We start from the raw sequence: 22693 nt of genomic DNA, 5'->3' as shown, positions 1-22693 counted from the left end.
GCGCCATATTGGACTTTATAACATGTTAACTTTTTTAACATATTAATTGGTAATAATTAAAACGATGCTTGTTCTACGTTATTTAATGCTGATATTACTCGCATCTGTGCACTGTAGAATAATCTATTTAGCATGCATACGTATGCAGGCTTTTTACAGTATCTAAGCCTTCACGTATGCTTTTCAAAAATAACGTGGCGTAGTTAACCCTACCCATAAAATAAGATTGACGAAAACAACACGCCTTAAAAAATTTTAGCTATTAAGCGACCAACGTTTTTAAGGTATTGATGTCACGATGGAGAAAAGCATGGCTCAACAGCAATGGTATAAAGGTGCGGTTATTTATCAGGTATATCCTCGCAGCTTTCAAGATACCAATGGCGATGGAATTGGTGATTTAAAAGGGATCATTGCTCGCATTGACTATATTAAAAGTCTTGGCGTTGATGCTATTTGGATCTCTCCTTTTTTCAAATCGCCAATGAAAGATTTTGGCTATGATATTAGTGACTATCGTGATGTTGACCCCCTGTTTGGCGATCTTAATGACTTTGATGAGCTGATAGCACACGCTCACCAGCGTGATATAAAAATCATAATTGACCAAGTTTTAAGTCATACATCAGATCAACACCAGTGGTTTTTAGATAGTCGCGAAAACAAAACTAACGATAAGTCGGATTGGTATGTATGGTCTGACTCTAAACCCGACGGTACGCAACCAAACAACTGGTTATCTATTTTTGGTGGCCCTGCTTGGCAGTGGGAGCCACGTCGGGGTCAATATTATTTACATAATTTTTTTACAGAACAACCCGACTTAAACTTTCATAACCCCGATGTACGTCAAGCAGTACTCGACAACGTGGAGTTTTGGCTTAAAAAAGGGGTGGATGGGTTTCGACTAGATGCAATTAACTTTTGCTATCATGATGCACAGCTGCGCGATAATCCTGCAAAGCCACCTGAAAAACGTCAAGGTCGTGGTTTTAGTGAAGATAATCCGTATGCATTTCAATACCATCATTACAACAATACCCAACCTGAAAATATCAGCTTTATGCAAGATATTCGCACCCTATTAGACAAATACCCTGGGACTGTGTCTTTGGGCGAAATTTCATCTGAAGATTCACTGGCGACAATGGCTGAATACACCGCTGGTGGCGACAAACTACATATGGGTTACAGTTTTGAACTACTCACTAATGATTACAGCAGTGAGTACATTCGTACTACCGTCAAAACACTAGAAGAGCGCATGACACAAGGCTGGCCGTGCTGGGCATTTAGCAACCACGACGTAGAGCGTGTAGCAAGTCGTTGGGGTGCCAATGGCGAGGTAAATCCACAGCAATGTAAGATGCTTAGTGCTTTACTGGCGTCACTTCGTGGTAGCGTGTGCATGTATCAAGGTGAAGAACTTGGTTTAGGCGAAGCAAGCGTTGCCTTTGAAGATTTACAAGACCCATATGGCATTACTTTTTGGCCAAACTTTAAAGGGCGTGATGGCTGTCGTACACCAATGCCGTGGCACAACAATAACTGCGAGCAAGCCGGCTTTTCAACCACTAAGCCTTGGTTACCCGTTGATGAGCAGCATAAAAACCAAAATGTAAGTGAGCAAGAGAGCGATCAACATTCGATTTTAAATGCATTTCGTCACTTTATGGCATGGCGTAAAACACAGGCCGTATTACTTGAGGGTGATATTGAATTTATCGATACCCCTGAGCCACTGCTCGCCTTTTACCGTCGCTTTGCAGGTCAAACTATGCTTTGTATATTTAACCTCGCACAAAGCACCACAAGCTATGATATTGACCATATTAATATCACACCTCATAGTGAGCTTAATCATCATAACGGTACTGTAAATAAAAACACGTTAACCCTGCCCGGCTTTGGCTGTTTTTATGCAAGCATAGGTTAATTCTCCTACTTTTAAGTACACTAAAAAGCCCTGATGATCAGGGCTTTTTTATACTATAATCCGAGTTCAGATTAGTTAATCTCGTGTTTTTACATATGAGGCACTAGCTTAATTGCACCTTCAACGACTTTCATATCTAAAGGTAATTTGCTTAATAACGCGACTTTTGGATCATTCATGTTTAACTTATACACTGGATTTACAGCTAAAAAACTATTAATGACATTCATGGCCTCATCATTTAAAACGGCTAGATTACCTTTAAAACCACCTGCATCAATGGTTGAATCAAGCAATTTTATGTCACGTAAAAAAACTGCTTTTTTCTCGCTATCGTAAAATGGCGCACCTTCAATTTGCAACTTTAAACGTACCGGATACTTAAGTGCAAACGCATTAATGACAGCACTTGAATCAGCCCCAAGTATCACTACGTCGCGATTATTGGGGCCAACATTAACGCTTAAATCGTTCACATCAAATTGCACTGGTAAGCCCATTAAACGCACTTTTTCACTGAGTTTAGGAAGCTGTTGATTCAGTGCTGACTCAATTTCGCTGCTAGTAAATGAATAAAACGAGACACCTTGGGTCGTGTTACATGCACTGAGAAATAAACAGGCAATTAATACAATATACTTCATGATTTTTCCTTTTCGAGGATAAAAAAATAAAAGCCGCACAACGGCGGCTTTTTTATTCTTTAACGCATTTAGCCACTAAACGCTAAAAACCGTTTTTAAGCGTGCTAGTGTGTCACTGTCAACTGAACCTTGACTGAGCGCTAATAGCTGCTTTAAATAATAGTGCAAATCAGCTTGTTCGCCACGATGCTTATCATCAAGCATGGCAACTTGTTCAGCCATACGAGATGAGCCATCAGGGCTTGCCACATTGGCAAGAATTTCCATTCTCACTAATAATTGCGCAGCTGTTAAATGCGTATCTGCGTTACCTTGCCATTGAGCAGGGATAACTTGCTGATTTTCAAGTGCCGTAAATAGCGCACTAAAATCAGCTTTAGCAGCTTGTTCAGTCAGGATCGCTAATTTGCCATCTATGTTAGCCAATAATTTTTTAATGCGGTTGCCTAACTCTTTACTACTTTGTAGTGCGGTTACTTTAGTGCGCAAATCTAGCAACTGTGCTTTTTGATTCACTGCTGGTAAAGCTTCTTCTAGTTCAATAATTTGCGCCGCAACAACTGCGTTATCCGCTGCTTGTTGCTCTTTATGCTGCGCAAACTCATCACTGCGTTTAGCAAAGGTTAAATCATTAAATTGACGAAATTTTTGCCATAAAGCATTTTCAGCTTTTACGCCTGCAAAACCAATTCCCTGCCATTGCTGTTGCAGTTCTTTTAATTGTTGACAAGCCGTCGCTAAATCATCGCTGACTGATAACTGCTGCGCTTGCTCAACTAACTCATTTTTTGCTGCCGCATTGCCTTTATGAAATGCATTTAGTGCATTAAATACTTGCTGCTGTTGCGCTTTATATTGTGTTTGTAATGCACGGTATACTTTTGGCTCAACATTACCGGCATTGCGCCAGACTTTATTAATGCGGTTATATTGGCTTTCAAACTCTTTCCAATCAAATTCAGTGCCGCTGGTGTCTGCCTGCGCAAGTGCTTGCATTTGATTAATGATTGCTTCACGTTCAAGCTTAGTTGCTTCACGCTGTTGTTCTTGCAGTGCAAAGTATTCGCGACATGGTGCAAATAATTGCTCAATCATGTCATCAAACTCTTTACCTTGTTGTTGCTCTTGCTCAGTGTCTAAACGCCCTAGCTCATTCCAACGACGGCGAAAAACCTTAACCTCATTTGCACGGGCTTTTGGGTCTGTGCATGGCTGCTCTAACAAACTCGTTAATTCAGCTAACAGTTCTTCACGTTTTGGCGCTGACGCATACTTTTGCCAATCTTTAGCATCTGCTAACTGCTGCTCAAGTTCCGCTTTAAGCTTTTCAAGCTGCGCCTGAAAACCCGGTGTTAAGCTGTCATAAAGCTCCGTAAAACCTTTAAACACACCAAATGCCACATTAAAACGGCCTTGCTCAATTAGACGTTTAACATCGCGCGCTTTTCGGCTCGCCTGCTGCTGGTTTTTTGTTAATTCATTACTTAATTGCGCAATACCTTGCTGCCATTGTAACTTTTGCTCTTTAAGTTGCGCTTTAAAAGGCGCTTGTAATGATACAGGTAATTGCTTAAGTGGCGCATTGGCCGCTTTAAATGCTTGCTCAAACTGCGCAGTCGCGGCATCAAAATTTGTTTTATCAACTTCAGTGCTCAAATCACTCAGGGCTGTTAATGCCACTCTATAATCACTGATCGCTTGGCTTAGTGCTGGTAATTGGCTAACTTGTTTAAATAATTGCTGTAACTTAGCAACCACTTTTGTTTTATGCTCGCTATTTGAAAGATTGCTTTGTGCTATCACCGCTTGTGCTTGCTCAACTTTTGCATCAAGCCAGTCTTGTTGAATTTGTTCTGGTGTTTCAAGACCAAGCTGCAGTGCATTTTCAATTTCTTCACTAAGTGCTTCAAGATTTGCCAATGCTAAAACTTCGCGCTGTTTTTGCGCTAAAATCGCTTGCTGTTGATCATGCTGATCTTTTAATAAAGCTAAATGCACATTCAATTTAGCCGTCAATGACTGATATTTTTCTTCTAGTATTGCAATTTGCTCTGGGTTTAACCATGTTAGCTCTATCGCTTGCCATTGTGCTATAAGTGACTCTTTTTGTTCACACACAACGCCATAGTCTTGCTTTTCACGCAATGCATTAAGTTTAGCGAGCACTACACGCGTGTCATTTTGCACTTGACCAGGCATAACAGATGCTAAACGTTCATTATCAAGATGTGTCTGTAGTAGCGTGTGTGCCTCACCGTGAGCATGCTTTACTAAGCTTTTTGTCAATTGATGATTTATAACTAATTCCGTTAACTGCAATTGCAATTCGTTGCCGCCTTCTTTAAAGGCTTTTTCTATCAGCTTAGGATTTGATAAGCGCTTTAGTAATTTAACTCTTACTTGTAATTCTTTCTCGGCAAAGGCGAGTTTTTCAAGTGTTTTTACTGGTGCAAAACGTTCAATGTATTCATTTTTAATCTGCGTGTCGAGCGTACTTTCGGCGTTTAATACTGCACTTGAAATATGCTGTTCAGCTAACTCTTTTAAGCTTTGGTCTTGCTTGTACGCTTTCCACCACAACACTAAATTATTGACTTTATTTAAGGCTTTTTTGCGGATTTCTGCGGAACTATCATCTAGTGCCAATGTATTTAAAATTGTTGCATCACGTTCTACATCTAGCTTTTCAATTGCATCTAGACGTACTTGCTGCTTTGGGTGCTTCCATTTCGGGGTAAAAAGGTGTTTAAAGATCATTTTCACTAAACCTTGCTATTTCGTTGTCTACGGTGAATTCTTTTTGCAATTGTGCTTTTGTTTTTTGCACCATTTCACCATTTGAGCCAATGGTAAATTGCTCATTAGATTGGGCTACTTTTGCTTGATAAAGCATGACTAACTGGACTGTTTGCTCTTTTTGCTCATCACTTAGTACTGTACCATCAGGCCACTTGCCTGTTGCGGCACCATATTGTAATCGTTCAAATAATTCTGGGGTAATTGTTTTTACGAGATTGTCGATGTTCATGTCATTTTTTCTTTTTAAGAGTCACTAAGATAACGCGATTTATTAAATACCAAATACAACCGATAGCAATGGCTGCCGTGCATGCGTACCACTGTGGGGTTTCGGGTTCTGGATGTAAAAAGTATAAACTAAAGAATCCACCTAAAAATATGAACAGTGCAAAAAAAGAATAATTCATAAACATTTGTTGTTTTTGAATTCGTTTTTCGCGTGCCAGCTGCTGGCGTTGTTCGCCATCAAGCTCAGCTACATTATTCTCACAGTGAGGGCACTGCTGGTGTTTATCGGATATTGACTTATTACAACTAGGACAACGAACAATCGCCATATCTCTCTCCATACTTCGCATAAAAATCTACGCATAAAAAAGGCGCCTTGCGGCGCCCTTTATTGTACGTGTTTTATTTGTCGTTGTCTTTTTTCAATTGCAGTCATTGCCTAGACATTTATTTCAACAAACAAATTACGCTAAATTATCAGTGTCTATGATTTATCGTCTTGCTGCTGTTTAGCTAAACGTTTTTCCCAAAAAGTCGCATTTTTGATACCGAGTTTAACTGGATCAAAATTGATAGCTCCACCCGCTTTCTTCTGGTCTTCAAAATCACGTAAACATAATAAAGCCGGCTTCGCCACGAAAAATATTGCCAAAATACCCAAGATATTAATCCACGCCATTAAGCCAACACCTATATCACCAATGGTCCATATATAGCCCGCGTTATTAACCATGCCATACGACACCATAAACATAATCACTAGCTTCACTAATACCAGTGGGATTGCACCTTTAAAGTAGCGATTTAAATACGCAACATTAGTTTCTGCAATAAAGTAATACGCTAATATTGTTGTGAATGCGAAGAAAAACAATGCGATACCAACAAACGCTTGACCAAAACTACCAAATACACTAAATAACGCCATTTGGGTAAACGCTGCTGAACCTATCTCTGTCGCAGCATCAACATTTTGTACGATAAACTGCCCTGCAGGTAGTTCACCCACTACATTGTATTGCTGTGTTATTAAAATCATTAAAGCTGTTGCTGTACAAACAAAAAGTGTATCTACATAAACAGAAAACGCTTGTACTAACCCTTGCTGAGCTGGGTGGTCAACTTCTGCGGCAGCAGCAGCGTGTGGCCCCGTACCTTGCCCAGCTTCGTTAGAATAAATACCGCGTTTTACACCCCAGGCGATAGCAGCACCAAAGCCAGCCTGTGCTGTAAAGGCATCACTAATAATTAAAGCAAATATTCCAGGTACTTTATCAATGTTTAAAAACACTACAATCAACGCTAAAACAATGTATCCCAATGCCATCAAAGGCACGACAATTTGGGTAAAGTTTGCAATACGTTTAATGCCACCGAAGATGATAAAAGCAAGCACAATAAGAATAATCGCTAATGCAACCAGCTTAAAACTACCAACGTCACCAAAACTAGTGCTGACCATTGTACCTTCGCCAAATACTTGGGTAAACGCGTTACCAACGGCATTTGCCTGTACGCCAGGTAGAAAAACACCACAGGCAATAATTGCCGATACGGCAAATAAAATAGCCAGCCACTTTTGGCCTAAACAACGGTCAAAATAATAAGCTGGGCCACCACGATATTGGCCATCCTCTTCTGTTTTATAAATTTGCCCTAATGTTGATTCTGCAAATGCAGTGCTGGCACCTAAAAAGGCCACAACCCACATCCAAAAGATAGCGCCAGGTCCACCAAAGCCAATCGCGGCAGCAACACCGGCAATATTACCAACTCCAACTCGCCCAGATAATGACACGGCTAATGCTTGAAACGATGAAATACCGGTATCAGATGTGTTAGGGCTAAACAGCAATTTACACATTTCTTTAAAATGCCTAACTTGAGCAAACCGGGTTAATATTGAATAGAATAGGCCAGCGCCTAAACATAGGTAGATGAGTGCATTACTCCAAACAACGCCGTTAACAGCGCTTACAAAAGCTTCCATGGATATCCTCTATTATTTTTTATTATTGTTTAACGATATTCTGTTCTTTATTGCCCAGAATCCGCTACCTTTTATAGAAAGAGATGAGGAAGAGTCCTCTGAGTGTCCCTTTGATATAATAAATATTAGCCTAAATACTCTATGATTGTTATCTATTAATTTTTGATATTTTTGAACATTAAGGCATCAATAAACGATGCCCTAATTCAAGTGTACTCTATCTTAATTTATCAACAACATTAACAATTGCCGCTAAAGTATCTTGACCAAATTGATATGAGCGACGATCTGACCAGCCATAATCTGGATCAGGTAAATCATCGTTATCTTTAAATGGCATTTCTACGGTGTAAGCAAGCGCATTGAACTCTTGTGCAACAGCAGCTGATCCTACCGTTAAGTTTGCCTGTCCAGGCTCATCTTTCGGGTAGCCGTGCACATCTTGAAACTCAGGTGTCACAACAAGCAATGCCGCTTTAAAGCTATCTTCTAAATCTTTTAAGCGTGCATCGTACGCTGGAATACCTTCGCTTCCTGCAACAAAGTTATACGGTATTGCTTCATCACCATGAATATCTAAATGCATGTCTAAGCCGGTCTCGCGCATTTTATTAAGCACTAAATACACCTCAGGGCTATTTTCCATGCTTGGTGTTTGCCATTCACGGTTTAAGTTAACGCCTTTGGCATTAGTGCGCAAATGACCGCGTGCGCTTCCGTCTGGGTTCATGTTTGGTACGATGTAAAAAACCGCTTTTGATAACAATGCAGCTGCATGTGGGTCTTCATCATCTAATAACTTATGTAAAATCCCTTCTACAAACCATTCGGCCATTGTTTCGCCTGGGTGTTGACGTGCAGTGATCCAAATCGTTTTTTTGTTTTCGTCACTCTCTCCACCAATGCGCAAGACACTCATGTCACGGCCATCCAGTGTTTCGCCTAATGTTTCCAGCTGACATGCTTCTTGACTTTGCGCCCACGAAAGTAAATCTAAATGACGCTCGTAGCTATATGGTGCAAAGTAAGCAAAGTAGACGCTGCCACACTCAGGTTCAATTTCAAAAGATAATGTGCCATCAGCATAACTTGAAGGTACACGAAACCATGTTTGGCGATCGTACGATGCAACAGCTTGGTAACCATCCCAACCATCTGGGTAAGCTGAGTTTTCTAAATTATTAATATGCAGTTTATGGCTTTGAAAAGGCGTTGTCTCAAGACGGAAATGGAACCACTGAAAAAAATCAGATTGATGATCTTTATTGATCTCAAGTTGAATATTAAGTGGATCGGTCGCGGTAATGACCTTGATATTACCACTGTCAAAATTACTGGTGATTTTCATTTAAATAAACCTATAGATTAAAAAATTAATTCCTAACAAATAATGCGTTAGATTAGAAATTCAACAACGCCTTCATGTTAAAGACGCTTTGTTATTAAAATGTAGCAAACTAGATACAGCCTACCACATGGCTTTGGTTTTGAAAAAACATTCATGACTAAAAAAGCCAGCAAATGCTGGCTCAATATGAATTAACGACTGTAATTACTTAACGTGGCAAACTTGGGAATGAAACCTCTGCCATATCACGCATACAACGTACAACTTGGCAGCTATAACCAAACTCATTATCGTACCAAACGTAAAGTACAATACGGTTGTCATCAACGATTGTTGCTGTTGAATCTACAACACCGGCATAACGACTACCTACTAAGTCGGTAGATACAATTTCAGTAGACGCTGTGTAATCAATTTGATCACGTAAATCTGAATGAAGCGCAGCATGGCGTAAGAACGAGTTTAACTCTTCAACCGTGGTGCTGGTCGCTAGGTTTAAGTTCAAAATAGCTAATGATACGTTTGGTGTAGGAACACGGATTGCATTACCTGTTAACTTGCCTTCTAGCTCCGGTAGTGCTTTTGAAACGGCTTTTGCTGCGCCAGTCTCAGTAATTACCATGTTAAGCGCTGCAGCACGACCACGGCGGTCTGCTTTATGATAGTTATCTATTAAGTTTTGGTCATTGGTGTACGAGTGTACAGTTTCAACATGACCATTGTTGATACCAAACTTATCGTTTAACGCTTTTAATGTTGGTGTAATTGCATTGGTTGTACAGCTGGCCGCACACACAATTTTATCTTCAGGTAGAATATCTTGGTTATTAACACCGTATACGATGTTTTTGATATTACCTTTAGCTGGTGCTGTTAATAATACTTTTGTAGCGCCTTTACACTCTAAATGTTGACCAAGGCCTGCTTCATCTTTCCAGATACCCGTATTATCAACGATAAGTGCGTTATCAATGCCGTACGCAGTATAATCAACTTCACTTGGTGAGTTAGCATAGATAACTTGAATGTAGCTACCATTTGCTTTAATTGCATTGCGTTCTTTATCAATGGTAATCGAACCATTAAAAGGACCATGAATTGAATCACGACGCAATAAGCTTGCACGCTTTTCAAGGTCGCCATCTTTACCGCCACGCACAACAATTGCACGTAAACGTAAATCAGCGTAAGGACCTGATTTTTCAATTAGTAAACGAGCGAGTAAACGACCGATACGACCAAAACCGTATAAAACAACATCACGCGGCTCTTTTGCTTGTGAGTTGATGATTTCAGCAAGTTCATCATTTAAGTATTCTTCAACTGAACGACCTTTAGCTGCATCATTATATAAATAACCGTATGCAAGCTTACCGATATCGATACGTGCTGAGTTTAAATCCATTTTAGCGATAGCTTCAAGAAACGGAAAGCTTTCACGTAAACGTAGTTTAGTGCCTTCAAACTGGGCAACAGTTTTGTGAGATTTAATAATCTCAATAGTACTGGCATTTACGAGAGGACGGCCATATACAGCGATTTCAATACCGCGATTACGGTAAAGCTTACCAATGATAGGTTGCATGCTTTCAGCATAATCTTGGCGTTCTTGCCAACTATTTGTGTATTCTAACTCGTGAGATGAGGTCATTTTATTTACCTAATTAAACAATTTTTGAACGGATAGCCATAAGGATATATTGAGTTTTGAGAGCAATGCATCCTATTGGGCACAGCTATTCTAATTTAAACTAACTTTATTCTCCACTGTTAGAGATCAATTCATTACGCTAGAATCATATTAGAGATGATGTAGAGGCTAAAAAATGTTACTAAGAGCAAGCATATTACTAAGTTTATTGGCGTTAACAGGCTGTGAAGAACCATTAACACTTGCCCAAGTGTGTAAAGATACTCCTGGGCTATGTAATGATTTAAATAAAGATAGTCATTGTAAAGAACAGCGAGCAGATGTGATTATGGCGCGCTACCATGAATACAAAGAACCCACTGATGAAAATAAATACGCGTTATTAAAAGGGTTTGAAAAATACGAACAATGTGTGTCGTTAGCCGCAAAAATTGAACATATTAAACTAAAAGAAAAAACCACTTCCCGAGTGGAAGGCCACTTAACCAGTATTAAAGAAATAACACGAATTTTTCAAGATACCAAAAATACCAATCACCCAGGGTTACTTTATTATCATTGGTCTCGCAATAATGATCAATCAGCATTAACAAAGTTATTAACCATCGAAGATCAACCCAGTGTGACTGAAGATGCTGAGATGCAGTTTTTTTTAGCAACGTATTATATTAAATTTGATGAAGAAAAAACGATTGATCTGCTCTACAAGACTCTAGAGCTGAATAAGCCCGATCAAATCCCCAACCCTGAAATTTACACAACGCTTGTGAGTTTATTCAATAAGCATGAAAAATTTAAGCACGCTTATACGTTTGCTAAAATTGCACAGCTTTCTGGGATAACAAATATTGATATAATGTCAATTGAGCATCAGCTTACAGCATCAGGGAAAAGTTTAAATAGTCTAGACTCTTTAGCGGAGCAAACTTTTGAGAGCATTCAGACTGGACAGTTTGTATCACCACGTGATTTTTGAATCGTACTTTAATCAATTTATAATATAAATTAAGACAAAAGAAAAAGGCAGCTTGCGCTGCCTTTTTTAATCTATTTGCCCGTGCCAACTTCAACACGGGTTTTGAGCTTTTGACCCGGTCGGAAAGTCACAACTCGTCGCGCCGAAATAGGAATGTCTTCCCCTGTTTTCGGGTTACGGCCAGGCCTTTCTTTCTTGTCACGAAGATCAAAGTTACCAAATCCAGAGAGCTTAACCTGCTCGCCTTTTTCAAGCGCTGAGCGGATTTCTTCAAAAAACGCTTCAACTAAATCTTTGGCATCCTTTTTATTGATCCCCAATTTTTCAAATAGGTGTTCAGCTATGTCGGCTTTAGTAAGCGCCATATCTAGTCCCTCAACGATGCATTAAACTGTTCGGCCAGTGCGGCCACCACGTTATCAACTACTAGATTGATATCTTTCTCTTCGAGTGTTCTATCAACCGCTTGCAGTGTTAGAGCAATCGCCAAACTCTTGTAATTTGGCTCAATACCTTTGCCCTTATACACATCGAATAAGTTTAGGTCAACCAATTGATTTCCGCCAACTTTTTCTATCACTGATAAAATGTCGCCAGATTTCACCTGATCTTCCACTAAAATAGCGATGTCGCGGCGGTTTGAAGGGAACTTAGACACCCCTACTGCCTCTGGTAAATTTCTTTTCTCAATGGCTGACATTTCTATTTCAAACACATAAGTCGCATTATTAATATCTAACGATTTTTGTACTTGCGGATGAACTGCACCAAAGAAACCAACCTTTTTACCGTCAACATAAATCACTGCAGATTGACCAGGATGTAAGCCATCCGATTGCTCAGCTTTGATTTCAAAACGTGTTATATCATTAGTTAATGAAAGTAATGCTTCAACGTCACCTTTTAGGTCATAAAAATCAACGGTGCGTTTTTCTTCAACCCAATGTTCACCATGAGCAAGGCCGGTAATCGCACCACCGATAACTGCTACTTGGTTTACGCCATTCTCTGCATTTTCGTCACGTAAAAATTTAAGACCATGCTCAAATAAACGAATACGCGGTTGCTGACGGTTTTGGTTATACATGACTGACGCAAGTAAACCTGGCATCAGACTGACACGCATTGCCGACATTTCTATCGAAATTGGGTGTGGTAAAATAAGCGCGTCGCTGTCTGGGTGTAAAATAGCTTGTGCTTTAGGGTCAACAAAGCTGTAAGTGATTGCTTCTTGATAACCTCGAGTCACTAAAGTATTGCGAAATTTATTAACCGCAATAGTTGCCTCGTTATGAGTCGTCATTTTTAGTTTAGCCGTTGGCGCAACATTTGGAATACTGTTGTAACCATATACACGGGCAACTTCTTCGATTAAGTCTTCTTCAATGCGAATATCAAAACGATAACTTGGTACATCTGCACTCCAGCTTTCATTTTCAACTTTTACATCTAGACCTAAACGAGTAAGAATATCCGTTACCTTGGCGTCTTCAATGTGGTGGCCAATAACACGGTCTAAACGCGCTCGGCGAAGACGAACTTCTGTCACTTTAGGTAGTTTATCTGCAGCTACCGCTTCCACGACAGGACCAGCTTCACCACCGACAATCTCAAGTAACAACGCAGTTGCACGTTCCATTGCATCATGTTGTAGCGCAAAATCAACGCCACGTTCATAACGATGCGATGCATCTGTGTGTAAACCGTAACTACGGGCTTGCCCAGCTATTGCAACAGGATTAAAAAATGCGCTTTCTAATAAGATATCAGACGTTTTATCTGTCACGCCAGATTGCTCGCCACCAAAAATACCCGCAATTGCCAATGCTTTGTTATGATCGGCAATAACTAATGTTGATTCGTTTAGTTTAGCGGTATTACCATCTAATAAAACGAGCTCTTCACCTGCATTAGCGCTGCGTACTTTGATACCGCCTTCAATAGCGCTCAAATCAAACGCATGCATTGGGTGACCAAGTTCAAGTAACACATAGTTAGTTACATCAACTACGGGGTCGATTGAACGTACGCCACTGCGACGAAGCTTTTCAACCATCCACAGCGGTGTTTCTGCGTCTAGGTTAATGTCTTTGATCACACGGCCTAAATAACGTGGACATGCTTCTTCGTTTACTAGCTCAATTGATATTTTGTCATCAATTGTTGGCGTCACTGCTGGAATTTCTAACGCTTTGACGTCGATGCTATTAAGTACGCCTACTTCACGCGCAATACCTTTAATGCCTAAGCAATCACCACGGTTAGGCGTTAAATCAACATCAATGATGTTATCATCAAGGCTTAAGTATTCTCGTAAATCGGTGCCAATAGGCGCATCACTTGGTAATTCCATGATGCCATCGCCTTCCTCGCTAATCCCTAACTCAACGAACGCACACAGCATACCGTGAGAAGGTTGACCACGAAGCTTGGCTTTTTTAATTTTAAAATCACCTGGTAAAACAGCACCTACCATCGCAACCGCAACTTTAATACCTAAGCGGCAGTTTGGCGCGCCACATACAATATCTAGTAGCTCATCACCACCGACATTGATTTTTGTTACGCGTAGTTTATCTGCATCTGGGTGCTGGCCACATTCAACCACTTCACCAACAACAACACCGGTAAACTGCGCTGCTGCAGGTTCTACGCCATCTACTTCAAGGCCGGCCATCGATAACTGTTCCGAAAGAGCCTGCGTGTCAATTGCAGGGTTAACCCACTCTCTTAACCACTTTTCACTAAATTTCATGTTATATTTTCACTCTTAACGGAACTGATTAAGGAATTTTAAATCGTTTTCGAAAAACGCACGTAAATCGTTTACACCATAGCGCAGCATGGTTAAGCGTTCAACGCCCATACCGAAGGCAAAACCTGTGTATTTTTCTGGGTCAATGCCCACAGATTTAAGTACATTAGGGTGAACCATTCCGCAACCTAGTACTTCTAACCATTTACCGTCTTTGCCCATTACGTCTACTTCAGCTGAAGGTTCTGTGAATGGGAAAAATGAAGGTCGAAAACGAATTTCCATGTCTTCTTCAAAGAAGTTACGTAAGAAATCGTGCAAAATGCCTTTAAGCTCTGTGAAGCTTACATCTGTATCAACCATTAGGCCTTCAACCTGATGGAACATAGGCGTGTGGGTTTGATCGTAATCATTACGATATACACGCCCTGGTGAAATAATACGCAGTGGCGGTTGCTCTGTTTCCATAGTGCGGATTTGCACACCACTGGTTTGCGTACGTAAAACTAATTTTGGATTAAAGTAAAAGGTATCGTGATCCGCACGCGCTGGGTGATGCTCTGGAATATTTAGCGCGTCAAAGTTATGAAAATCATCTTCAACTTCAGGGCCTGATTTAACTTCAAAACCAAGCTCACCAAAAAAGCTCTCAATGCGTTCAATTGTACGAGTTACTGGGTGTAATCCACCTGTTGGCATTACACGCCCCGGTAAAGTTACGTCAATTGTTTCAGCGGCTAGTTTTTCTTCAAGTGCTTTACTTGCAAGTAACTCGCGCTTTTCGTTAATCGCAACTTGTACGTCTTGTTTGGCTTGATTAATTACTTGGCCCGCTTCTTTACGTTCTTCAGGAGCAATTTTACCAAGGGTTTTTAATAAGTTCGTGATTTCGCCTTTTTTACCAAGGTAATTAACCCTGATGTCTTCAAGCTGCGCTATTTCATTGGCACTGGCGACCGCCTCAAGTGCTTGCGCTAATATATTTTCTAAGTTCATTCGATACCTGATCTTTCACAGAGGTGATTGCTTTAGAGCGTGCTGACTTTTCGAGATTAATTTTTCAGCTGAGTCTTTGATTTTTAGTTAAGGCAGAGCACATGTCGTGTAGTTTCCTACAAAATAGTGCAATAACATTGCAAAAAAACCAAACATACGCTGCCCGTCGGGTTCTGCCTAAAGGCGTTTTTTTACTGTTACTCAAACTTTACATAGAATTACTATGTTGCAGTCCTCGCATCGCAATTAAAACGCCTCTAGGTTGAACAAATTTCAATCCTGAAAGGTAAACACGCTCTGGTAATAGCTAATGATAACTGAAAGCAAGGACTAGATTCTAGACCTTAAACCAATCTTATTGAATTCTTTCCCATTCTGCATAAGCAAAATGGGAACTTAGGCTGTTTTGCAGGAAAATTTAGAGATGTAGCGTGGATTTAATGAAAGGTATGGTCAATTTTCGTTGTGCGGCCATCGATGCATGATCGAGTTTATCAAGTACATCAAGTAGTGCGCGCATATCACGACTTAAGCGTGTTAATAAAAATCGCGCACATTCATCGCTCAGTTCTAACCCCCGCATATTCGCGCGTTTAACTAAGGCTTCTGCTTTATCATCATCACTCATGGAGCGAATTTGAAAAGTCGTGCCCCATTTTAGCCGCGACTCAAGATCAGGTAAGCTGATATTGAGCATATCAGGTAACAAGTCCGCTGTAACGACCAAACATTTACCTGGCTCATTAAAACGATTGAAAAAATTAAATAGCGCTTTTTCCCACGCATCGTTTCCTGCTACTAGATGTACATCATCAATACATAGTACATCTAGTGCATCTAAGCCATCGAGTACCATAGGCCCAAAATCAATTACTTCTCGCATCGATAGCAACATGGTTGATAAGCCATGTTCTTGTGCATGAATACACGTTGCATACAACAAATGTGATTTACCCGAATCTCCTAAACCACATAAATATGTATATTGGAAGGTAGTTGCTAAACTCTTAAACGCATTTTTTAAATGGCTCACTTCAAGGGAGTTTTCACCACCAAAATATGATGCAAACGTTTCATCATCCGGCAATGTAACCGGCAAGGCCATTTGCACTGGCTCCATTGCCTGCATTATAAGCCAATCCATTGATATTCTAAATTATCTTTAACAACAGAATAAAATGTACGAGGGTCGACAAATGCTTCAAAAGCGCGATCAAGTTTCAGCGCTTTTTGTAAATCGCTCATATTGCCTGTATGGCTGATCATAAAGTGAACAGCATCAGGTGTTCGAGCGCTAATTGTCACTTGCGTAACAACACTTAAACTTTGTAATCTACGTTTAGCCAGCTCAATATCAACAAAGCTATTTGCACCTTTTAATTCGAATGCAGCTTGAGTTACTTGCCCAAGTAAGTTTGGGTCCACTGCATATTCATCAGCTAAGCCTGCAACTAAGCTATCAATCATTAGAGCGATTGTTTGTTGCTTATCACCTGTTAGTCTATTTTCTTCAAAAAGTTCATCATTGGTAAAACGCCAATCTAGAACCCAACTTTCGCTGTCAAGTTGCTTGTATAACCGTGCTGTGATGCTTCGCTCAGCACTATATCGACTTGATGCTTGCTCCACAGGCTCTGAGAAATTTCCCCATACTTCAGGTATACCAACCAATGCACGATCTTGTAAATCAAGTAATGGTACTACAACGGGTAAACCTCGGCGAGATGCTGTGCTATAGATTAATTTTTCTAACTGCGGATAGCTTTCTTGTGTAACAAGTTCTCGACGCCAGTTATCTTCTATCGCAAGCCAAATAGCAATCAGTGGACGACGAGTTCCCCATAACGGTAAATCAAGCTCTTTAACAAGTGCATTAATTTTATTTGCTTCAAACTTAACAACTAAATTGAGCTCACCGTCTGCTTTTTCATCGTATTCAAATTTAAGCATGTACTCTGAAATGTCTTTGCTACGTTGCTGCGCGAGTGGGTTTTGATCCGCTTGAGGGTCACCACTGACTTTCACTAATACATTAAGTAACGCTTTACGACTGGCGCTTAACCTCGCATCGCGAGATTTATCAGTGACTTTTAGCACATCTTGATATAGATCAGTGACTTCAACTGCAGTCGCTGTAAAACACAAAAAAATAGAGGCAATGGCAATTAGTAATCTAGACACAGGTGATTGGTTCTTTGATTTAAACTTTTTTGATCCTAAATCAAAGCACTCAACAAAGCAAAAATATATTTTAAAATACAATATTATAAATACGTTACTACCAAGCTTTACTATTGCCTTAATCAAAGAATAGGTAGTTAAAATAGCGTGGTTAATCTAACAACTAACTGGTATTGTTTGCGTAAATATATTCTACAAGTAGTTAACATGTTTGATTTTGCTATTCTCGCTGTTTTTATTCCCACCTTCTTCTTTGTCTCTATCACGCCAGGTATGTGCATGACTTTAGCAATGACACTCGGAATGAGTATTGGCGTACGCAAAACAATGTGGATGATGTATGGTGAGGTTTTAGGTGTCGCACTTGTCGCCGTGGCTGCAGTCTTGGGGGTCGCGAGCATTATGCTTAACTACCCCAATATATTCGCTATTTTGAAGTGGATTGGTGGTGCTTACCTAATCTATATCGGTATTAGCATGTGGCTTGCAAAAGCTAAACTTACTGTAGATGATGAAAAGCGTGCCCAAGCAAGCCATAAAGCCCTATTCATGCAAGGTTTTATAACTGCCATAGCAAACCCTAAAGGCTGGGCTTTTATGATTTCTCTGCTTCCTCCTTTTATAAGCATCAACAAGGCGATAGCACCTCAACTATGTATTCTCGTTGCTGTCATTATGGTCAGCGAGTTTATTTGTATGATTGCCTATGCAAGTGGCGGTAAAAGTTTACGCCTATTTTTAAATACAGGCGATAATATAAAATGGATGAATGCAATAGCTGGTAGTTTAATGATTGGCGTAGGAATTTGGCTAGCTCTTGGCTAATTACATTAATTGGCCAGCTGAATGTTTGCCGCATAAAGCAAAATTATAATTATCTTACTCCACCCCCAAGCTATAATGCAGGATCTCTTGCTATATCCGTTATTGATAACCCCAATACTTAATCACTATAAAAAAGAATTTAATCCGAAAATGTTTACTTTTTCGCACTTTATGTTAAAAAGTAACAGTTCAACTTTAAATAACTGTTACTTTTTATGCTTTATTAAAAATAATAGGTTATTAGAAGTAGCGAATGAATTTGGCATATTGGGCCGTAATGTCGATAATAAAATAGCTTTGTAAGTCCTTTGTCTGAACAAGGCTACACTGGTTATAAAAAGCAAAAAAGAGATAAAACCATGTCTAAAATAGTCATCAACAGTAATAATAAACATACAAAACGTACTTCACTTAGCCTAGCGGTTTCATGTGCGATCCTCGGGTTGTGCCCACTATTAGTTTTGGGTCAAACAGCGCCACAAAATGACAGCGATGTCATCACAGAGAAAAAGCAGGACTCTATCGAAGTAATTGAAGTATCTGGGATCCGAGGAAGCATATTTAGCGCTCAAAATTTAAAACGCTATGCTGATACAGTAAAAGATGTCATAACAGCATCAGATATTGGTGCCCTCCCCGATAAATCAGTTACCGAAGCTCTGCAACGTGTGCCGGGTGTAACAATCGAAAGGTTCGCTTCTTCAGATGATCCTAAACACTATGCAGATGAAGGGACTAGTGTACTTATACGCGGGCTGGATCGCGTTCGTTCAGAAGTTAACGGCCGTGATGCATTTAGTGCAAACCCTTCTGGTGGTTTAAGTTATGAAGACTTTCCTGCGGAACTACTAGGTGCGATAGAAGTAGTTAAAAATCAAACGGCTGATCTTATATCCGGTGGTGTTGCAGGTACTGTAAACCTCATTACTCGTAAACCATTTGATTCTACAGAACAATTAATATCTTTTAATGCAAAAGCAAACTACAGCGACTTCCGTGATGAAACGACTCCTTCATTCTCCGCATTGTTTTCTGATAACTGGGAAACAGATATGGGTAAATTTGGTTTTTTAATTGCAGGATCAAAATCTGAATATAAAACCCGAGGTGATGGTGTAGGTATAGGAAACTTCCATTCTCGTGGCGATTCATTTTTACCAACAACCGATCAGTGGGGTGGAATTACAGGCGTTGATCCTAGCTCACCTGTAGATGGTCCGGCCTTACCAGGCCAACCAGAAGGCAGTGTCTGGCATGTGCCAGCAGCAATACATATGAGTACAGCGACCAACGACCGTAAACGAACAGGTTTCACATCATCCCTGCAATGGGCAAGTAGTGATGACACTGTTGTGGTTACACTAGAACACATCAATTCAAAAGCATCACTTGAGTGGAATGAACGTCAAATAGGTCAAGCAGCACAAGGCTTTAAAAGCTTTATGGGATCATCACAAAACTGGATGGACGATACAGCTAGTGGCCATCCTTTAATAACTGATAATGGATTCGTAACCTCAGGTATCGCACTGGGTGTCAGCCCTGAGACTCCCTTTTTCTATCGCAGTCGTTGGAATCAAAACGAAAACACAGTGAAGGATACCTCATTCAATCTAACGATAAAGCCCATTGACCGTTTAACCGTTGAATTTGACTATCAGCATATAAGTTCAGAAAAATTTTTAAATAATTATAGTATGTCTGGTCAGACACGCGGCAACCATGTTCATGTAGTATCCCCATACTTTCTCGATATGAGAGGCTCTCGACCAACAGTAGAGTTTTTAAGCGATAATATTATGACCGCTGGCTGGTCACCTAACGAAGATTGGAATGGACCCGTACCTAATTTATTCTTAGGCAGTGGTATGGAGCAAAAAGAACACAATACTGCAAAAGCTGATAGTTTTAAATTAGATCTGAATTATGAGCTTGATGGCGTATTTACCAATATTAAAGCAGGTTTATATCTTTCAGACAAAGACCTAACAGTACGAGACACCGCCTACGAGGGTTGGTCTGCCATTGGTACTCCTTGGATCCAAGATGATAGAAATGCTGCATCAGCTATAAATAGACCAGAACTATTTGAACGTGTTGATTTTTCTGATTACTACAATGGTCAAGTGTTACAAGGCGATGTAAATAACTTCTTATTTCCACGCATGGAGTTAGTCAAAAACTACGCAAACTCATTACGTCAAGGTTGTAAAGATGGGTGGCACAACGCAACAAATAGCGCCGCTAATAATGGCGTTTGTAGTGGTACTTACGTTCCTTATACAGACAAGCCAAATCGGGTCGAAGGCCCATATGCAGCACATAACATTAGTTCAACAAATGAAAAGCGTAACGAACTTTACGTGCGCGGTGATTTTGATTTTATTGCACAAGATATACCAATTGTAGGTAACATTGGTTTACGCTACGTCAATTATCAATTGGAATCCACAGGAGCATTTGTACAGCCTGCAACTATCAAACGCGGCGATCCAGGAACATCTCTTAATGCTGTTATGCAACAGCCTGAATATAAACGTTACTATGATATTGCTACAGGTGAGTCTCAGTTAAGTACCGTTGAAGGTACTGATTACAGCACTATTTTACCTAGCCTGAATATAAGCTTTGGTGTCTCTGAAGATGTCGTTGTTCGTTTCGGCGCTTCAAAAGCGCTATTTTACCCAAGCTTAGTTGATGCCCGTAATATTAGCATTCTCAATCTAGACTATACTCGTCGTTTACAAACCCCTGGCGCGGACTCTGATGAAATAAACAACCCCGTTGTTGGACTTGATAATATAGAACTCACCGCACTATCAGGCAATCCAAACTTAGAGCCTGAAACATCTATTAATACTGATCTAACCACAGAATGGTACTTCGCACCTGCTGGTTATATCACTGTGGGCTTATTTTATAAGAAATTAGATAATATTATTCGTAATAAATCATTTGATCTTGATGTTAATTTTAATGGTGAGGAGTACGATGTATCTGCGTATGGGCCAGACAATACAGGATCAGGCACAATCCGTGGAGCTGAGTTTTCATACTCTCAATTCTATGACATGTTACCAGGCGCATTCAGTGGTTTAGGCTTACAATTTAACTACACTTATATCGATCAAAATGGTTTAGAAGATCCTAATAATATTTCAGAAGGTACTTTAGGTTTTGATGAAAACGGTAATCCAATTGCAGATACTAGAAACACCTTTCGTGTATTTAGTGGTTTACCATTACAGGGTTACTCAGATCAAAACATGAATATTATTGGTATGTATGAGTACGAAAATATTTCATTCCGCCTTGCTTATACTTGGCGCTCTGAGTATTTACTTACTTTACGTGAGTCAGAAGAATATGTTCCAGCTTATGCTGAGGCATCTGGCATGATGGATGCCAGCTTCTACTACACGATTAATGATCACTGGAAAGTTGGTATTGAAGCAAGTAACTTGCTTGAAACTGAAACCAAAACTCAATACCAGATGGATCAAGCCGGAACAAGAACGCAAGCATTAAACTTCACGACTGATCGACGCTTTGCGCTTAGCGTACGAGCAACATTCTAAAATAAACACCTTGGATGTAATACCAATCGACTTAAATATTTAACCACCCTAGCGAGTTAAATAAAGAGCTAACTGGGTTATAGCGTGATTTAATTCGTTAAATTGTTCAAATATTGATGCAGATTGGTATTACACACACTATTTGAGTTCACTCAGTACGATGTAGGTCGTGATTTATCGCGACAACCGATATATGGGGGGGTGTTGCTTTCAGGTGAACGCCTGAGCGACATTGACCACCTTGCACCTTGCTCGCTTTTTCACTTTCCTGCAGACGTAAAAAAGCCCGACTCTGTGAGTCGGGCTTTCTTTATTTGGAGCCTGGCGATGACCTACTTTCACATAACAAATGCTACACTATCATCGGCGCTGTTTCGTTTCACTACTGAGTTCGGCATGGGATCAGGTGGGTCCAAAACGCTATTGTCACCAAGCAAATTTGGTATTAATTCGCTCTTTCGAGCCAATTAATTAAAATTTGGAAAATGCTGATAATTGTTTTCTTACAACTTTAAGCTTATCGCTTACAGCTGCCAGTAATCTACTTTAGTTGTCGCGATAAATCACGACCTACAATCTTAACTTCTGCGCTTAAACAGTCACATAAAACGCGTTTGGCGTTGTATGGTTAAGCCTCACGGGTAATTAGTACAAGTTAGCTTAACATATCACTATGCTTCCACACCTTGCCTATCAACGTTGTAGTCTCCAACGGCCCTTCAGAGAGCTTATAGCTCTAGTGAGAACTCATCTCGAGGCCTGCTTCGCGCTTAGATGCTTTCAGCG

At 40.1% G+C, this 22693-nt stretch carries 16 protein-coding genes and 2 rRNA genes; 4 read left to right on the top strand and 14 right to left on the bottom strand.

Annotated elements, in window-relative coordinates; translation table 11 throughout:
• Window positions 1-310: 310 nt before the first annotated feature.
• Complete coding sequence (locus ADS77_RS20150; protein ID WP_054456001.1) at window positions 311-1936, top strand: alpha-glucosidase; 1626 nt, start codon at window positions 311-313, stop codon at window positions 1934-1936.
• An 89-nt stretch (window positions 1937-2025) separates the two neighbouring features.
• Here ADS77_RS20150 and ADS77_RS20145 read toward each other — a convergent pair whose 3' ends face one another.
• The 7 genes from ADS77_RS20145 to ADS77_RS20115 all read right to left on the bottom strand — a co-directional run bounded on the left by ADS77_RS20145 (window position 2026) and on the right by ADS77_RS20115 (window position 10596).
• Window positions 2026-2580 (bottom strand): DUF1439 domain-containing protein, encoded by a 555-nt coding sequence (locus ADS77_RS20145; RefSeq protein ID WP_054206779.1) that lies wholly within the window; start codon window positions 2578-2580, stop codon window positions 2026-2028.
• Between the two features lie 75 nt (window positions 2581-2655).
• Complete coding sequence (locus ADS77_RS20140) at window positions 2656-5337, bottom strand: DUF349 domain-containing protein (protein ID WP_054455999.1); 2682 nt, start codon at window positions 5335-5337, stop codon at window positions 2656-2658.
• On the bottom strand, window positions 5327-5608 hold the full coding sequence (locus tag ADS77_RS20135) for a YeaC family protein (RefSeq protein ID WP_054455997.1): 282 nt from the start codon (window positions 5606-5608) through the stop codon (window positions 5327-5329). The genes ADS77_RS20140 and ADS77_RS20135 overlap by 11 nt, the downstream gene beginning before the upstream one ends.
• Before the next feature lies 1 nt (window position 5609).
• On the bottom strand, window positions 5610-5936 hold the full coding sequence (locus ADS77_RS20130; protein ID WP_054206782.1) for a hypothetical protein: 327 nt from the start codon (window positions 5934-5936) through the stop codon (window positions 5610-5612).
• 155 nt (window positions 5937-6091) lie between these two features.
• A complete protein-coding gene (locus ADS77_RS20125) occupies window positions 6092-7597 on the bottom strand; it encodes an alanine/glycine:cation symporter family protein (RefSeq protein WP_054206783.1) in 1506 nt (501 codons plus the stop codon).
• 217 nt (window positions 7598-7814) lie between these two features.
• Window positions 7815-8945, bottom strand: coding sequence for a M14-type cytosolic carboxypeptidase (locus ADS77_RS20120; protein WP_054206784.1), 1131 nt, complete (start codon window positions 8943-8945; stop codon window positions 7815-7817).
• Between the two features lie 208 nt (window positions 8946-9153).
• Window positions 9154-10596, bottom strand: a complete 1443-nt coding sequence (locus ADS77_RS20115) for a glyceraldehyde-3-phosphate dehydrogenase (RefSeq protein WP_054206785.1) — start codon at window positions 10594-10596, stop codon at window positions 9154-9156.
• A 175-nt stretch (window positions 10597-10771) separates the two neighbouring features.
• Here ADS77_RS20115 and ADS77_RS20110 point away from each other — a divergent pair, with 175 nt between their 5' ends.
• Entirely contained in the window at window positions 10772-11572 is an 801-nt protein-coding gene (locus ADS77_RS20110; RefSeq protein WP_054206786.1) for a DUF2989 domain-containing protein, read from the top strand.
• A 71-nt stretch (window positions 11573-11643) separates the two neighbouring features.
• On the opposite strand, the gene ihfA is transcribed toward ADS77_RS20110, so the two are convergent.
• The 5 genes from ihfA to ADS77_RS20085 all read right to left on the bottom strand — a co-directional run bounded on the left by ihfA (window position 11644) and on the right by ADS77_RS20085 (window position 17504).
• Complete coding sequence (gene ihfA, locus ADS77_RS20105; protein WP_054206787.1) at window positions 11644-11937, bottom strand: integration host factor subunit alpha; 294 nt, start codon at window positions 11935-11937, stop codon at window positions 11644-11646.
• 2 nt (window positions 11938-11939) lie between these two features.
• The gene (pheT, locus tag ADS77_RS20100; protein WP_054206788.1) at window positions 11940-14327 is read right to left on the bottom strand and encodes a phenylalanine--tRNA ligase subunit beta; all 2388 of its coding nucleotides are present in this window, start codon (window positions 14325-14327) and stop codon (window positions 11940-11942) included.
• 15 nt (window positions 14328-14342) lie between these two features.
• On the bottom strand, window positions 14343-15323 hold the full coding sequence (pheS, locus tag ADS77_RS20095; RefSeq protein ID WP_054206789.1) for a phenylalanine--tRNA ligase subunit alpha: 981 nt from the start codon (window positions 15321-15323) through the stop codon (window positions 14343-14345).
• A 418-nt stretch (window positions 15324-15741) separates the two neighbouring features.
• On the bottom strand, window positions 15742-16452 hold the full coding sequence (hda, locus tag ADS77_RS20090; RefSeq protein WP_170174547.1) for a DnaA inactivator Hda: 711 nt from the start codon (window positions 16450-16452) through the stop codon (window positions 15742-15744).
• On the bottom strand, window positions 16452-17504 hold the full coding sequence (locus ADS77_RS20085) for a DUF2066 domain-containing protein (RefSeq protein WP_054455995.1): 1053 nt from the start codon (window positions 17502-17504) through the stop codon (window positions 16452-16454). Before ADS77_RS20085 ends, hda begins: the two co-directional genes overlap by 1 nt.
• A gap of 207 nt (window positions 17505-17711) precedes the next feature.
• Here ADS77_RS20085 and ADS77_RS20080 point away from each other — a divergent pair, with 207 nt between their 5' ends.
• Complete coding sequence (locus ADS77_RS20080; protein WP_054455994.1) at window positions 17712-18329, top strand: LysE family translocator; 618 nt, start codon at window positions 17712-17714, stop codon at window positions 18327-18329.
• A 359-nt stretch (window positions 18330-18688) separates the two neighbouring features.
• Complete coding sequence (locus ADS77_RS20075) at window positions 18689-21907, top strand: TonB-dependent receptor (RefSeq protein ID WP_054455992.1); 3219 nt, start codon at window positions 18689-18691, stop codon at window positions 21905-21907.
• Window positions 21908-22226: 319 nt separating this feature from the next.
• On the opposite strand, the gene rrf is transcribed toward ADS77_RS20075, so the two are convergent.
• Together rrf and ADS77_RS20065 are read right to left on the bottom strand one after the other, a co-directional pair.
• Window positions 22227-22341, bottom strand: a 5S ribosomal RNA gene (gene rrf / locus ADS77_RS20070).
• A 190-nt stretch (window positions 22342-22531) separates the two neighbouring features.
• A 23S ribosomal RNA gene (locus tag ADS77_RS20065) occupies window positions 22532-22693 on the bottom strand; the annotation flags it as partial.

This window comes from Pseudoalteromonas porphyrae (assembly GCF_001298125.1).
Classification (GTDB): domain Bacteria; phylum Pseudomonadota; class Gammaproteobacteria; order Enterobacterales; family Alteromonadaceae; genus Pseudoalteromonas; species Pseudoalteromonas neustonica.
The sequence above is the reverse complement of the archived record's forward strand: the minus strand, read 5'-3'. Positions and strand labels throughout refer to the sequence as shown.

Bases quoted from the DNA above. Each gene is read 5' to 3' on its own strand.
- ADS77_RS20080 (WP_054455994.1), top strand. From the start codon at position 17,712: ATGTTTGATTTTGCTATTCTCGCTGTTTTTATTCCCACCTTCTTCTTT.
- ADS77_RS20140 (WP_054455999.1), bottom strand. From the start codon at position 5,337: ATGATCTTTAAACACCTTTTTACCCCGAAATGGAAGCACCCAAAGCAG.
- ADS77_RS20135 (WP_054455997.1), bottom strand. From the start codon at position 5,608: ATGAACATCGACAATCTCGTAAAAACAATTACCCCAGAATTATTTGAA.
- ADS77_RS20130 (WP_054206782.1), bottom strand. From the start codon at position 5,936: ATGGCGATTGTTCGTTGTCCTAGTTGTAATAAGTCAATATCCGATAAA.
- ADS77_RS20125 (WP_054206783.1), bottom strand. From the start codon at position 7,597: ATGGAAGCTTTTGTAAGCGCTGTTAACGGCGTTGTTTGGAGTAATGCA.
- ADS77_RS20115 (WP_054206785.1), bottom strand. From the start codon at position 10,596: ATGACCTCATCTCACGAGTTAGAATACACAAATAGTTGGCAAGAACGC.
- ADS77_RS20120 (WP_054206784.1), bottom strand. From the start codon at position 8,945: ATGAAAATCACCAGTAATTTTGACAGTGGTAATATCAAGGTCATTACC.
- ADS77_RS20075 (WP_054455992.1), top strand. From the start codon at position 18,689: ATGTCTAAAATAGTCATCAACAGTAATAATAAACATACAAAACGTACT.
- ADS77_RS20145 (WP_054206779.1), bottom strand. From the start codon at position 2,580: ATGAAGTATATTGTATTAATTGCCTGTTTATTTCTCAGTGCATGTAAC.
- pheT (WP_054206788.1), bottom strand. From the start codon at position 14,327: ATGAAATTTAGTGAAAAGTGGTTAAGAGAGTGGGTTAACCCTGCAATT.
- ADS77_RS20150 (WP_054456001.1), top strand. From the start codon at position 311: ATGGCTCAACAGCAATGGTATAAAGGTGCGGTTATTTATCAGGTATAT.
- pheS (WP_054206789.1), bottom strand. From the start codon at position 15,323: ATGAACTTAGAAAATATATTAGCGCAAGCACTTGAGGCGGTCGCCAGT.
- hda (WP_170174547.1), bottom strand. From the start codon at position 16,452: ATGCAGGCAATGGAGCCAGTGCAAATGGCCTTGCCGGTTACATTGCCG.
- ihfA (WP_054206787.1), bottom strand. From the start codon at position 11,937: ATGGCGCTTACTAAAGCCGACATAGCTGAACACCTATTTGAAAAATTG.
- ADS77_RS20110 (WP_054206786.1), top strand. From the start codon at position 10,772: ATGTTACTAAGAGCAAGCATATTACTAAGTTTATTGGCGTTAACAGGC.